Annotated in this window: 13 protein-coding genes; 1 reads left to right on the top strand and 12 read right to left on the bottom strand. The window is 48.2% G+C overall.

Annotated elements, in window-relative coordinates; all coding sequences use genetic code 11:
- Window positions 1-146 precede the first annotated feature (146 nt).
- Window positions 147-1,295, top strand: coding sequence for a sporulation integral membrane protein YtvI (ytvI, locus tag H1R82_RS09575; protein ID WP_181732467.1), 1,149 nt, complete (start codon window positions 147-149; stop codon window positions 1,293-1,295).
- Between the two features lie 51 nt (window positions 1,296-1,346).
- Here the strand turns inward: ytvI and H1R82_RS09580 are convergent, their stop codons facing one another.
- From H1R82_RS09580 to H1R82_RS09635, 12 genes are all read right to left on the bottom strand, one after another.
- Window positions 1,347-1,751: an FxsA family protein gene (locus H1R82_RS09580; protein ID WP_232333883.1), complete on the bottom strand. Its 405-nt coding sequence runs from the start codon at window positions 1,749-1,751 to the stop codon at window positions 1,347-1,349.
- Window positions 1,748-2,179 carry an acyl-CoA thioesterase gene (locus H1R82_RS09585; RefSeq protein WP_198054046.1) on the bottom strand — a complete coding sequence of 144 codons (432 nt, stop codon included), beginning with the start codon at window positions 2,177-2,179 and terminating at the stop codon, window positions 1,748-1,750. The genes H1R82_RS09580 and H1R82_RS09585 overlap by 4 nt, the downstream gene beginning before the upstream one ends.
- Before the next feature lie 321 nt (window positions 2,180-2,500).
- Window positions 2,501-4,255 carry a pyruvate kinase gene (pyk, locus tag H1R82_RS09590; RefSeq protein WP_181732468.1) on the bottom strand — a complete coding sequence of 585 codons (1,755 nt, stop codon included), beginning with the start codon at window positions 4,253-4,255 and terminating at the stop codon, window positions 2,501-2,503.
- Window positions 4,256-4,276: 21 nt separating this feature from the next.
- The gene (gene pfkA, locus H1R82_RS09595; RefSeq protein WP_181732469.1) at window positions 4,277-5,236 is read right to left on the bottom strand and encodes a 6-phosphofructokinase; all 960 of its coding nucleotides are present in this window, start codon (window positions 5,234-5,236) and stop codon (window positions 4,277-4,279) included.
- Window positions 5,237-5,329: 93 nt separating this feature from the next.
- Window positions 5,330-6,295, bottom strand: coding sequence for an acetyl-CoA carboxylase carboxyltransferase subunit alpha (locus H1R82_RS09600; RefSeq protein WP_181732470.1), 966 nt, complete (start codon window positions 6,293-6,295; stop codon window positions 5,330-5,332).
- Complete coding sequence (accD, locus tag H1R82_RS09605; protein ID WP_181732471.1) at window positions 6,295-7,152, bottom strand: acetyl-CoA carboxylase, carboxyltransferase subunit beta; 858 nt, start codon at window positions 7,150-7,152, stop codon at window positions 6,295-6,297. Before accD ends, H1R82_RS09600 begins: the two co-directional genes overlap by 1 nt.
- Window positions 7,153-7,180: 28 nt before the next feature.
- Entirely contained in the window at window positions 7,181-7,903 is a 723-nt protein-coding gene (locus tag H1R82_RS09610; protein ID WP_232333884.1) for a FadR/GntR family transcriptional regulator, read from the bottom strand.
- A 28-nt stretch (window positions 7,904-7,931) separates the two neighbouring features.
- Complete coding sequence (gene ystJ, locus H1R82_RS09615; protein WP_269747552.1) at window positions 7,932-9,170, bottom strand: NADP-dependent malic enzyme; 1,239 nt, start codon at window positions 9,168-9,170, stop codon at window positions 7,932-7,934.
- 204 nt (window positions 9,171-9,374) lie between these two features.
- Window positions 9,375-9,764, bottom strand: a complete 390-nt coding sequence (locus tag H1R82_RS09620) for a hypothetical protein (protein WP_181732473.1) — start codon at window positions 9,762-9,764, stop codon at window positions 9,375-9,377.
- 159 nt (window positions 9,765-9,923) lie between these two features.
- Entirely contained in the window at window positions 9,924-10,382 is a 459-nt protein-coding gene (locus H1R82_RS09625) for a hypothetical protein (protein ID WP_181732474.1), read from the bottom strand.
- Window positions 10,383-10,565: 183 nt separating this feature from the next.
- Window positions 10,566-11,060: a phosphatidylglycerophosphatase A family protein gene (locus tag H1R82_RS09630; protein ID WP_181732475.1), complete on the bottom strand. Its 495-nt coding sequence runs from the start codon at window positions 11,058-11,060 to the stop codon at window positions 10,566-10,568.
- 4 nt (window positions 11,061-11,064) lie between these two features.
- Window positions 11,065-14,538, bottom strand: coding sequence for a DNA polymerase III subunit alpha (locus H1R82_RS09635; protein WP_181732476.1), 3,474 nt, complete (start codon window positions 14,536-14,538; stop codon window positions 11,065-11,067).
- Window positions 14,539-14,540: the final 2 nt, after the last annotated feature.

Raw genomic sequence — 14,540 nt, forward strand, 5'->3', positions numbered from 1 at the left:
GAACAATTTATCACATCAGTTATTCACTATTGTTTATAATTGAACAAATTAAACGAATATTTTGCTTTGATTTTCTCCTTGGTTTGTCTTTTTCCATGGTATAATAAAAATGGCAAAGAACGTTGTAACTGGGAGGTCCCCGTCAGATGGTTTATCCTAAATGGATGGGAATCATTCTCCGGTCCCTTCTGGTGGCCGGCATCCTGCTGGGTACATATTTATTGGTTTCGGTCACCATGCCGCTGGTGTATCCCTTTGTGATCGGCTGGTTGATCGCCATGTTCATCGAGCCGATGGTCCGCTGGCTGAACAAAAGGGCCAAAATCCCCCGTTGGGCGGGAGTGACATTGATCCTGCTGTTGCTTCTGAGCCTGTTGTTGACGCTGATTATTTTTTTGGTTGCCGAAATCGTGGTTGAATTAACGAAGTTGGCGGACTTCCTGCCGGTGATTTTCAATAAGATCGGGCAAACTTTTGTTCAGACATTCACGAAAGAAAACACTGATTTTCGCCGGATCATTGATACCGTGCAAACGTATCTGGAAAAAAATCCCGAGCATGAACAACGCATTTCCCAAAGTATCCAGGAAAACATCGGGGTGATTGCCGATAAAGGAAGCGAATTCATCACCGGAATCCTGGTGGCAATCGGCCAGTTTATCAGCAATCTGCCTTATTTAATCACGGTCCTTGTCTTTATCACGCTTGCCGCCCTTTTTATCGGTTGGGATTGGCCGCGCTTACGTAAAAAAATATTATGGGTGATCCCCGTTGACATACAAAAAACAATCCGGTCCATTTTAACGGATTTAAAAAAAGCGTTACTCGGATTTGTCCGTGCACAACTTGCCCTGGTCACCATCACGGCTGTGATCATGTTGGTCGGGCTGACGATATTAAAAATTCCGTATGCCTTTACCATCGCATTTATCATCGGGCTGGTGGACTTGCTGCCTTATCTGGGTGTCGGCGCCGTTTTGGTTCCTTGGATCATTTATCTGTTTTTGACCGGTAACCTCCAATGGGCAATCGGCCTTTCCATCACTTACGGAATCATTATCACCGTCCGTCAATTCCTTGAACCCAAACTCGTGGCAAGCAGCATCGGCATTGATCCGTTGCTCACCCTGATCTCGTTGTTTGTCGGCTTAAAGCTGTTTGGCATCATCGGGCTGATCCTTGGGCCGGTCACGGTTGTGATTTTAATGGCTCTTCACCGGGCACGAGTCTTCCAAGATATTTGGAAATACATCCTCGGTCATGAACCGCCGGTTCTCCGGCAGAAAAAAGATTGAAATGAAAAAATCCCGTCCAAAGCAAACAAGGAGTCCGATTCGGACTCCTTTTCAATATCTCCGGTACCATATGATTTCCCCACGTTCAAATTTTTTCTTCAACCATCGGATGATCCAATGCTTGACTATTGCACGGGTATAAGGAAAGACCAAAAGAAAACCGGCCGCATCCGTAAAAAATCCAGGCGTGATGAGCAAAATGCCTCCGCTCAAAATACAGGCCCCGTCAATCAAAGCTTCGCCGGGCAATTCCCCTTTTTGCATTTGGATCATGGCCAACCGGTACGTATTCCAGCCTTCCCGTCTGGCTAACCAGGCTCCCAGCACTGCACTCAAAAAGACGAGCATGATGGTTGGCAGTGTCCCGATCCAGCCGCCGATTTCAATAAACAACCAGATTTCCAATGCCGGGATGACAATGATCGCAGTGAGAAGAAGCAAAAACAGATTTCTCATTTTCCTTCCCCCGTGAAACGGATGAACCAATCATAAAGCTCCGGAACCGCTTTCTTCAAATTCACCCGCTTCATGTCCCGGTCCACCCATAAATGAGAGGATTCCCCTTTTGCCAGACATTGGCCGGTCTCATGGTTCAGCACTTCATAAGAAAAAATGATTTTCCACTTGTTCCAGTCTTTGATGCTTGTCCGCACAACCACCAAATCATCATATTTTGCCGAATACAGATATTTGCAGTGAATATCCACAACCGGCAGCAAAATACCTTTCTCTTCCAATTTTTTATATGAAAATCCGTGTTCTCTCATGAATTCGGTACGCCCCGACTCAAACCAAACCAGATAATTGGCATGATAGACCACACCCATTTGGTCTGTTTCCTGATAACGGACACGCAGCTTCGTTTCGGACGTCTTTTTCATCATACGGATTCCCCCTTCGAATAGCACCGGTGACTTTTGACATATTGTTTTATTTGTCAACCTTTTTTTATAATAGCCTTAGCATTAACCAAACGGGAGCTTTCTTCACACATAATTTAAATCTTCCTCTCACATAATGTGAGTAACCACCCTCTTCATCCAATCCATATACAAACAAGGAGGGAGATCAATGAGCCGCAAAAAGAAGAAAAAGTTGCGCAGGAAACTTCGCTGGTGGGTCTTTCCGCGTTTGGGCCTGGTTCCATTTTCATTTTAATCATAAACGTTTTAAAGAAAAAGCGCTGGTGGATCCAGCGCTTTTTTCTACAAAACGTTTGCCCTTCCGGAGTAAATTTGTCCGTGTTCCCCGTCGACGGTCACTTCACTTTCGTTTGCCAACAGTTTCACGGCGTCTTGCACTCCCACTACCACCGGGATGCCCAGGCTGACACCGACAACCGCAGCATGCGAAGTCAAACCGCCTTCTTCGGTAATCACGGCCGAAGCCTTTTTAAATGCTTCCATCATGTCTTTGTCCGTACTGTGTGTCACAATGATACCGCCTTTGACCATCTTGCGATTCAACTCATCCGCATTTTTTGCCACGATCACCGGACCGGTCACGACGCGTTTGCCGATTCCCTGTCCTTGCGCCAACACGCCGCCGATCACATGCACTTTCATCAAATTGGTGGTTCCTGATTTTCCGACTGGCACCCCGGCCGTAATGACGACCAGATCTCCTTGTTTCACATATTGGTTTTCCAGTGCCGTGGAAATGGCATAAGTGAACATTTCATCCGTTGTTTCCGCATTGATTCCCTTGATGGGATAAACTCCCCAAACCAGCGATAATTTTCGCAAGGTCGATTCATTGGGTGTCACGGCAATCACGGGAGTTTTCGGGCGGTATTTGGACACCATGCGTGCGGTATATCCGGTTTCGGTCGGGGTCACGATTGCCGAACATTCCAATTTGTAAGAGGTATGCACCACGGCCTGGCTGATGGACTCGGTAATCGTGTGGCTGATCTCTCTGATTTTTTGTTGAAAACGTTCCTGATACCGAAGCGATGATTCCGTGCGAATGGCAATCCGCGCCATGGTACTGACGGATTCCACCGGATATTTCCCGGCCGCCGTTTCCCCGGACAACATGATGGCATCGGTTCCGTCCAAAATCGCATTGGCCACGTCGCTGGCTTCCGCCCGGGTGGGCCTTGGATTGCGTTGCATGGAATCCAGCATTTGCGTCGCCGTGATCACCGGTTTGCCCAGGTGGTTGCATTTTTTGATCATTTCTTTTTGCACAATCGGCACTTCTTCAACGGGAATCTCCACTCCCAAATCGCCACGGGCCACCATCAAGCCGTCACTGACATCCAAGATACTGTCCAGGTTGTCAATTCCTTCCTGGTTTTCAATTTTGGAGATGATTGGGATATGGGCTTGGTGCTCCTCCAAAATTTCCCGGATTTCCAAAACATCCTGGGGCTTTCTCACAAAAGAGGCCGCGATAAAATCGACTCCCTGTTCAATGCCGAAAAGAATATCCTTGGCATCTTTTTCCGTGATGCCCGGAAGATTTATTTTGACCCCCGGAATATTCACCCCTTTGCGGCTTTTTAAAACGCCGCCATTGTCAATGGTGCATTCGATCTCGGAGCCATGGACCCGTTCCACGGTTAAACCGATCAAACCGTCATCAATCAAAATCGTGGCGCCCGGTTGGACATCCTGCGGCAATCCTTGGTAGGAGACGGAAATCCGTTCTTCATTCCCCAAGACCGGTTCTGTTGTCAGTGTGACCTTGTTTCCGGCAACCAATTCAATTTCCGGCTTTTCCAAATCGCCGGTGCGAATTTCCGGACCTTTGGTATCCAGCAAAATCGCAATATTTTTTCCTTCTTCTTTTGCCGCTTGCCGGATATTTTCAATCCGCTGTTTATGTTCTTCATGAGAGCCGTGGGAAAAATTCAAGCGGGCCACATCCATGCCGCTTTGAATCAGCTTTTTTAACACCGGGATCTTTTCACTCGCCGGGCCAATCGTACAGACAATCTTTGTTTTACGAAGCATCCTGCTACTCATCTCCTCATGTTAAATCGATAATATCTTTGCCAAGTCATATAGTTCCATATCGGGTTGATGCTTCATGGAAAAAGCCTCATCAAAGTCAATTCCGACCAATTTATTGTTTTGGATCGCCACCATTTTATCCTTTTCTCCCGCACGCAAAAGATCGACCGCTTTAGCTCCCATCCGGCTGGCTAAAACACGGTCGAAAGCAGTAGGAGACCCTCCGCGTTGCACATGTCCCAACACGGTCACTCTTGTCTCAACGCTGAGTTTTTCTTTGATTTTCTCCGCAAATTCGACGCCGCTGCCCACACCCTCGGCAACAATGATGATGCTGTGTTTTTTCCCGCTTTCCGTTGCTTGTTTCAACCGGCGCACCACATCATCCAGATCATACGGCGATTCCGGAATCAGGATGGATTCGGCCCCGTCGGCCAATCCGGACCAGAGGGCAATGTCCCCCGCATTTCTTCCCATCACTTCGATCACATATGTGCGCTCATGGGAAGTGGCAGTATCCCGGATCTTGTCAATGCAGTCGATGACGGTGTTGACCGCTGTGTCAAACCCGATCGTGAAATCTGTACCCGGAATGTCATTATCAATGGTTCCGGGAACACCCACAGCAGGGAAACCCAATGCCGTCAATTTTTGGGCTCCCCGGAAACTGCCGTCTCCGCCGATAACCACCAATCCGTCGATTTCATGCTTTCTCAATTGCTCAACCGCTTTTTTCCGGCCTTCCTCGGTTTGAAACTCTTTGCAACGAGCACTATATAAAATGGTACCGCCGCGATGAATGATATCCCCGACTGATCTTAAACTCAACGGACGGATATCCCCGTTGATCAAACCGGTATATCCGCGGATCACTCCATACACTTCCAGGCCGTGATAATGTCCGCTGCGCACAACGGCACGAATGGCGGCGTTCATGCCCGGAGCGTCACCGCCACTGGTAAGTACAGCTATACGCTTCATTGTTCAAATCACCTCATCAGATTCAGTATATCCCAGCCCTCAGGGACACAAAACGTCCAACCGGGACAAAAAGAGAAACCGTCAAAACGGCTTCTACTTTGTGACCATCGAAGTAAATTCTCCGATCTTGGAAAATTTTTGATACCGATCCTCAATCAGTTCGTCTCCTGAGAGCAAAAGCAAAGATGTCAGATGTTTATTTATTGCTTGTTTAATATATTTTGATTGTAACATGGGATTATGGTGAGCTCCACCTTTTGGTTCTGAAATAATTTCGTCAATGACTCCTAATTTTTTCAAATCGGCGGAGGTTATCTTCAAAGCTTCGGCTGCTTCCTGGGCTTTTGCCGCATCCCGCCACAAAATGGCTGCGGCCCCTTCCGGCGAAATCACCGAATAATAAGCATGTTCCAGCATCAACAAGCGGTTGCCGACACCGATGCCGAGTGCGCCTCCACTGCCTCCTTCCCCGGTGATGACACAGATGATCGGGACCGAAAAACCGGCCATTTCCCGCAAATTGCGGGCGATCGCTTCACTCTGTCCCCGTTCTTCCGCTTCAATTCCCGGATGGGCCCCTTGTGTATCGATGAAGCAAATGATCGGACGGCCGAACTTATCCGCTTGCTGCATCAAACGAAGCGCTTTTCGGTATCCTTCCGGATGGGGAAGACCGAAATTGCGGGCAATTTTATCTTTTGTGTCCGTGCCCCGTTCATGCCCGATCACCGTCACCGGACGCCCGTCCAACTTGGCAATGCCTCCGACAATCGCCGGATCATCCCCGTAGAGCCGGTCCCCGTGCAATTCCATAAAATCGGTAAAAATGGTCCGGATGTAATGCAAGGTCGTCGGACGGTTCGCATGCCGGGCAATCTGGATCTTTTGCCAGGTTGTCAAATTCCCGTATATCTCATTTTCCAAACGGGCGGCTCTGTCTTGCAACTTTGCAATTTCATCCGACAAATCAAGATTTTTTTCCTGCGAAAAATTCTCCAGTTCCTCAATTCTTTTTCTCAATTCAATCAGTGGTTTTTCAAATGGCAATGCATTTTTCATCAAGCTTCCCTCCTATCCGCGTGAAAATCCAAAATCCGTATCAGGGTTTCACGCATATCTGAACGGGGAACCACTTGATCCAACTGGCCGTGTTTCAACAAAAACTCCGCTGTCTGAAAATCATCCGGCAGTTTTTGGCGAACCGTCTGCTCGATGACCCGGCGCCCTGCAAATCCGATCAAGGCCCCCGGTTCCGCGATGTTGATATCCCCGAGGGAAGCAAAGCTCGCAGAGACTCCGCCCGTGGTCGGATGGGTCAAAACAGAAACAAACAATACATGATTCCGGTGCAATTTTTCCAGAGCCGCACTGGTCTTGGCCATTTGCATCAAGGATAAAATCCCTTCCTGCATCCGTGCCCCTCCGGAAGCACAAAACAGAATAAACGGGTACTTCTTCAGTATCGCTCTTTCCGCCGCACGGGCAATTTTTTCCCCGACGACCGACCCCATGCTCCCCATGCGGAAACGGGAGTCCATCACACCCAACACAACCGGATAGCCTCCCATGTTCCCTTCGCCGGTGACAATGGCTTCATTCAGGTTGCTTTTTTCCATATCTTTTTTCAGTTTCCCCTGATAGCCCGGAAACTCCAAAGGGTCGGCCGACTGCAAATCCGCGTCATATTCGATGAAACATCCGCTGTCCACCAATGACTCAATGCGCTCCCATGCGGTCATGGGAAAATGATAACCGCACGCCTTGCACACTTTCAGGTTTTTTTCCAGCTCTTTTGTAATCAAGATTGTCCGGCATTTCGGGCATTTTTGCATAATCCCTTCGGGAATCTCTTTTTTGACCTGTTCTGAAGGAATGGTTGCGTACTTTTTCTGTTTCCTGAATAAATCTCGTAACACGTTAACACCTTCTCTGAAAGTCTTCTTTTCAATCTGTCAAATCGAGTTCCATTCCACTTGTTGATTCATGATGACTGATTCCGGTCCGAATCGAACGCCAGGCGGCAAAGAGCCGTTCCAAGCAAGAGATGGCGGACCACTCCCGTTTTTCCTTGATTGCATCCACAATTTCCTCGTAGCACACGATCATCTTCGGATAGATCTTCTCCTCATCGCCCTTCTCTTTGCTGATCGCCTTTTCAAAACAAACGACGGGATGCCAAACACGGGTTAACAGATAGTTGTCTGTTAACTTGATCAAATAAGCATGAAAATCCATCATCACTTTTTTTGGATTTTGATGATCATAAACCAGCCTTTTCATTTTTTCCACCAGATATTCCAAATGAGCCGTTTGCTCTTTGGTCACCTGGTGCCTTTGAATGAGACGAACCGCCCCGATCTCCAGGATCATCCGCATTTCCATGACGTCTTTCTTGGCATTTTCGTTTTTTAAAATGAATCCTGCCAACAGATCGACAAATTGATGGGCATAGACAGGCTCCAGGAAAGTTCCTTCCCCTCTCCGGGTACTGATCAATCCCAACAGTTCGAGTGAGCGCAAAACCTCCCGCACCGACGATCGTCCGGCATTCAACCGCTCGGACAATTCTCTCTCAGAAGGGAGGCGGTCACCCGGCCTGAGCCCGTCTTCTTCTATCAGTTGGTGTATTCCTTTAAAGATTGCTTCAAATTTACTGGATCCACTCATCGTTTTCATCCATCACGCCTTATTTCTGTCATGGTACATATACTTTGGTCAATTGCATGGTTTTTTGGCGAATTTCCTCCGGGTCGACTTGAATTCGCGCCTCACCGGTTTCCATCGCCGCTTTGGCAACTTCCATGGCCACTTTCGGGGCCACCCGCGGATCAAAAGGAGCAGGAATCACATAATCCGGACTCAACTCATGCTCCTCAATCAGACTGGCGATTCCATACGCGGCGGCAATTTTCATTTCCTCATTGATCGCTTTGGCCCTCACATCCAGGGATCCCCGAAAAATGCCCGGAAAGGCCAGCACATTGTTCACCTGATTGGGGAAATCGGAACGTCCGGTTCCCACCACTTTGGCCCCGGCTTGTTTCGCTTCTTCCGGCATGATTTCCGGAACGGGATTGGCCATGGCAAAAATAATCGGGTCTTTGTTCATGGATCGTACCATTTCCGGCGTCACCGCACCGGCAACCGAAACACCGATAAACACATCGGCGCCTTTCATCACATCGGCCAATTCCCCGCGAAGCATCCGGTGATTGGTCATTTCAGCCACTTTTTCCTTCACGGGATTCATCCCGTAGGGACGCCCTTTGTAAATGGCGCCTTTGCTGTCACACATCACCACATCGCGGACGCCCATATTGAGCAACATTTGAATAATGGCAATTCCCGCGGCTCCGGCACCATTGGCGACAACCCGGATTTCTTCCATCTTTTTGCCAACCACTTTCAAAGCGTTGATCAACCCGGCCAAGGTGACAATGGCGGTGCCGTGCTGATCATCGTGAAAGACCGGGATGTCCAGTTCTTTTTTCAACCGCTCTTCAATGATGAAACAGTTGGGAGCCGCGATATCCTCCAAGTTAACCCCGCCAAATGTGGGGGACATGAATTTGACCGTCTCTACAATTTTATCGATTTCTGTCGTATCAAGGCAAATCGGAATTGCATCCACCCCTGCAAATGATTTGAACAGGACCGCTTTTCCTTCCATCACCGGCAGGGCGGCTCCGGGACCGATGTTTCCCAACCCCAACACGGCGGTGCCGTCCGTAACGACAGCAACCAGATTCCCTTTCATCGTATAATCATAAATGACACCCGGATCCTTGTGAATTTCCCGGCAAGGTTCGGCAACACCCGGTGAGTAAGCCAAACTGAGATCATACGCCGACTCGACAGGAACCTTTGATTGCATCGTCAGCTTCCCGCGCTTTTCCCGATGCAACCGCAATGCTTCTTCGCGCAAATTAGCCAATACCGACTCGCTCCTTTTCTCCGAATAAGTGGTCTGACCACTAATAAGTCACATTATACCAGAACAGCCGGGGAAGTGAAAATGGCTGTTGTGACTTTGTATAACCCCTCACAAAGCCTGTGCTTGTCTCATCGAATGCACACAGTTATTTTTCTTTATTTTCAGACTTTTATTCATCGTTCCGGATTTTTGCCCCTTAACCCGTTATTTTGTCAGCAAAACCTCCTCTTTTTGTTCGTCCCACCGGATTTCCAGCGTCAACCGGTCCGTTCCCTCCACCGGGGAAGTGTCTTTCAAAACCGAATTCATGACCACCTGGCCATTGCCATCCAAAAACGTTTTCTCCTCGCTTAAAACGTTTTGCCCGGATTTCAACAGATAGTGAACCGGTCCCACAAAAGCCGCTTCCCCGCCGATATACCGGATCATCAGTTTTTCTTCGCTGGTGTCTTCTCTGTGATGGTATTCCACCGACGCTTCCCAGTGTTTCGTTTTTCCGGACAAACGCTCTGTCGTTTCCGGACGGGCACAAGCCGACATCAAAATCAAACCAGCCAAAAGAGAAAGAAAAACCGGAAACCGGATGTTTTTCATCTGCTCTCCACCTTTCTGAACCATCTTTTCTTATGTATCCAATCAGCTTTTCATCCCGCTGACCATTCTCGGTGTTTATGTTTTTATTCATTCGGATAAATAAAATCTATGATCTCCCGCAGAAGAAAAGCCCGCATGCGAGCTTTTCCGTATTTCCTTTCACAGCACCAAACCCATTTCTTTTTTGGCTTCCCGTTGAAACCAGCATTCCCCCTTTGTGATCAATCCCAAAACATATTCCCTCGCTTCCCGGTGCTGCAAAGTCAAAAAGCTTAAATCTTCTCCCATCCACACTTCCCATCCGGGCTCTTCCTTCTGACGGTTCACCCTGATATCCAACCCGTAATTCACATCAAAGAAACGCCAAACTTTTTGGGACGCAAACACATTTTCCAGATAATCATCAATTCCGGATTGAAACCGTTCGTACAAAGGCTCCAGTTTTTGCGCAACCAATTTTTCATTTGTAAAAACTTCTTCTTTTTTTATTTCATTTATAAACGAAACGAAAAAAATCTTTTCTTTTTCAAAATAGATACAGTATTGCTCATGATAAACGGGATCCAACAGTTCACGGGACTCTTGCTGTTTCCACAGCCTGCGGATGGCCTTTTTCATTCACATCCTCCTTGTCAAATATAAAAAAATATTCTAAAAACAATTTGTGAATGATTTCATCTACTTTTATTATAAACAATCAGGGGAATTTTTCATTAAAGAAAGCAAATAAAAAGAAAAACTTGTGAACAAACGGTCAAAAAAAGAAGTGTCCGCCTCCCGGCAAACACTTCTTTGCAAAGATCAAGGTTGATTTTTCATATATGGATTGGTATCGGGATGTTGATGAGCAATCCTGGCGGATGCCGCCGCCGCCACGCCGGCGACAATGTCATCCAAAAACACATGAATCTGTTTCCCGTGGTTATTTAATTTCTCCATGATCCCGACTTTGTTTTTATCCAGATAACCAAAACTGGTCAGGCCGATGGTTCCATAGACATTCGTGATGCTGAGTGCCAGAATTTCATCAATTCCGTACAGCGGTTCGTCCACTTCCATGATGGTTTGAAAAGGCTCGGGCAACTTCTTTTGTTCTGCCAGCATATCCAAGGACACACCCGTGATAATGGCATGTTGCACTTCCCTTTTTTTCAATACGGCTTTCACATTTTCAACGCAGGTTTGAAGCGACAGATCCTTGTTGTACGGCGATTGCAACTGATAAACGATCTCCGCGATTCCTTCGACGGTCACCCCGCGTTCTTCCAGCAGCTTCAAGGAATGTTCATAAAACAAAATCTCACCTTCTCTTAGCGGCTTGTCGCCTGTTTGTGCCTTCCGTCTCTCTTTTGACCCGCAGCCCTTCTTCCCCGACAATCTGTTTCAGTTGGTTGACACACGCCTCTGTCCATGCGATCCCGTATTGATCAACCGGCAACGCACGCACTTGTTTCATCCGCTCATAATAAAGATAAACGGGAATCCGTCCCCGGTTTCGAAGAATGACTGCTTTTAACCGGTTTAATTTTTCCGCTTGTTCCAACTCAGGGGTAATGCGCAAATACACCCCCTGCGGATTATCCGGCCGGCGTGCTTTCACCGCTTTCAAATCCATCAATGCATCCACAACCACTTGAACCCGGTCATCCGGGTCGGTTTGGACGCTTCCTTTGACCAGCACCATCGTCCCGTCTTTCACATCATCCCGGTATCGGGAGAAAGCTTTGGGAAACAAGATCGTTTCCACTTCGCCGTGCCGGTCGGCAAGCGTCATAAAGCCCATGGGTTCCCCTTTTTTGGTTTGAATGACTTTTAATCTGGTGACTTGCCCGGCAATCCAAACCCGGCTTTTGTCCGGCAGGCACTTTAATTCCGGAATCGTATGAGTGGTGGATTTCCGGATCTCTTCTTGATAAGCATCCAGAGGGTGGCCCGACAAATACAATCCCAAAAGTTCTTTTTCCTTTTCCAACTTTTCTTCCCGCGAGTAAGGGGTCACCCGGCTTTGGGACAGGTGAAATTGAATGTCCTCCCCGTTGGAACCGGAAAATGCAAAGCTTAACTGGTCTTTGTCGGCCAGTTGTTTTTCCAGCATTGCCTGCTCCATAACATCGTCGAGAACGGATAAATTTTGTGCCCGGTGCCCCGGAAACGAATCCGTCGCCCCGCATTCGATCAACGATTCCAAGACACGCCGGTTGCAGATTCTTAAGTCCACACGCCGGCACAAATCCAACAAATCCTTAAACGGCCCTTCTTTCCGCGCTTCAATGATATTGCGGATGGCATGGGCGCCAACGTTTTTGACGGCCAACAGCCCGAACCGGATCGCCCGGCCTTCCACCGTAAACGTCCGTTGGCTCTTTTGAATGTCCGGAGGCAGGACCGGCAAATTCATCCTTTTCGCTTCCTCAATATATTCGGCCATTTTGTCATGATTCCCCATCACGGTGGCCAAAAGCGCCGTCATGAATTCAAGCGGATAATTGGCTTTCAAATAAGCCGTCTGATAAGCAAGCACGCCATAGGCCGCCGAATGGCTCCGGTTAAACCCGTAATCGGCAAACCGGACAATCAAATCATAAATTTGTTCTGCCGTCGATTCATCATAGCCTTGTCCGATGCAACCTTTGACAAACGCCTGCCGCTGTTCCAACAACAAGCTTTTTTCCTTTTTGCTGACGGCCCGTCGCAAGATATCTGCCTGCCCCAGTGAAAAGCCGGCCATTTTGGCGGCGATTTTCATGATTTGCTCCTGATAGACGATAATCCCGTACGTACCTTCCAGGATCTCTTCCAGATCCGGATGCAGATAATCCACCTTCTCCAGCCCGTGTTTGGCGCGGATAAACCGCGGAATCTGTTCCATGGGGCCCGGACGATATAAGGCGAGCACCGCGATCAGATCCTCAAAACGGGTCGGCTTTAATTCTTTGAGCACTTGCCGCATCCCGAAAGACTCCAACTGGAAAACGCCGACGGTCTCGCCACGGGACAACATCCGGTAAGTGGCCGGGTCATCATATTCCATTTGCGAAAAATCCGGTGTCTGTCCGTGGGTTTCTTTGATGAGTCGAAGCGCATTTTCAATAATGGTCAAATTGCGAAGCCCCAAAAAATCCACTTTGAGAAGGCCGATCTTCTCCAAGACCTCCATCGGATATTGCGTCAGCGGAATTCCTTCACTTCCTTCCTGTAACGGAACGAAGCGGGTCAGGGGTTCGCTGGAAATGACCACACCGGCGGCATGCGTGGATACATGTCTCGGCATCCCCTCCACTTTTTCCGCCGCTTTCAGCAATTTACCCACAGCCGGGTCCAAGGTTTGCTGTTTCAACCGTGGTTCAGATTGATAGGCCTTCTTCATGGTCATCCCGGGGCTTGCCGGAATCATTTTTGCCAGCCGGTCCACCTCTGGATAGGGATAATCCATCACACGCCCCAGATCCCGGACCGCCGCCTTGGGGGCCATGGTTCCAAAGGTAATGATGTGCGCAACGTGATCCGCGCCGTATTTTTCGACAACATACCGAATCACTTCATCCCGCCGCTCATAGTTAAAGTCGATATCGATGTCCGGCATGCTGATCCTCTCCGGGTTTAAAAACCGTTCAAACAACAGACCGTACCGGATGGGATCGATCTGGGTGATGTTCAGCAGGTAGGCCACCAGGCTTCCGGCGGCCGAACCGCGTCCGGGACCGACCGCAATCCCGTTTTCATGCGCAAAACGGACAAAATCCCAAACCACCAGAAAATAATCGTTCAGATCCATTTGATCAATGGTTTCCAATTCATAGTGAAGCCGGTTTAATATTTCGTCGGTGATTTTTTCATACCTTTCCTCCGCTCCCTTTAAACATAGTTTTTTCAAGTAATCTCTCGCGCTCATCCCGTCCGGGACAGGGAAGCGGGGAAACCATTTTTGCCCGAGTGGAATCGTCACATGACAACGCTCGGCAATTTTGGCCGTATTTTGGATGGCTTCCGGCACATGCCGAAAACGCTCCTTCATCTCATTTTTCGACTTTAAATAAAATTGATCCGAACCGAAACGAAACCGATGCACATCATCCAATTTACTGCCTGTTCCTATACATAATAAACAATCATGAATTTCATGATCATTTTTTTCCACGTAATGGACATCATTGGTGGCAATGAGTGGAATCTTGAATTCTTCCGCCCACTTGATCAGCACCCGGTTCACCTGCTTTTGTTCCGGCAACCCATGATCCTGCAATTCCAGATAAAAGCAATTTTTCCCAAAAATATCCAAATATTCCCGGATCAAACGACTGGCTTTTTCATATTGGCCGTTTAAAATCGCCTGCGGAATCTCCCCCTTCAGACAAGAACTGGTTGCGATCAAACCGGCAGCGTGTTTTCGAAGCAAGTTCCGGTCAATTCGCGGTTTATGGTGAAATCCCCGCAAATGGGCTTCGGTACATAGGCGGATCAAATTTTGGTATCCTTCATTGGACTCGGCAAGGAGCAGCAAATGGTATGTTTTTTGCTCCTTGAGGGGCGTTTTTTTCGTGTAATCGTCCGTCAAATACATTTCACAACCAATGATGGGTTTGATTCCTTCTTCCAGACAGGCCCGGTAAAAAGGGATCACACCGTACATCACGCCGTGGTCGCTGATGGCCAGCGCCTTCATCCCCAGCTGTTTTGCTTTGGCAACCACCTCTTTGATCCGGGCCGCCCCGTCCAACAAACTGTATTCCGTGTGCAGGTGTAAGTGGACAAATTCATCCGGTTCCACAGCCATCA

The sequence above is a fragment of the Thermoactinomyces intermedius genome, assembly GCF_013912365.1.
GTDB classification, from domain to species: Bacteria; Bacillota; Bacilli; order Thermoactinomycetales; family Thermoactinomycetaceae; genus Thermoactinomyces; species Thermoactinomyces intermedius.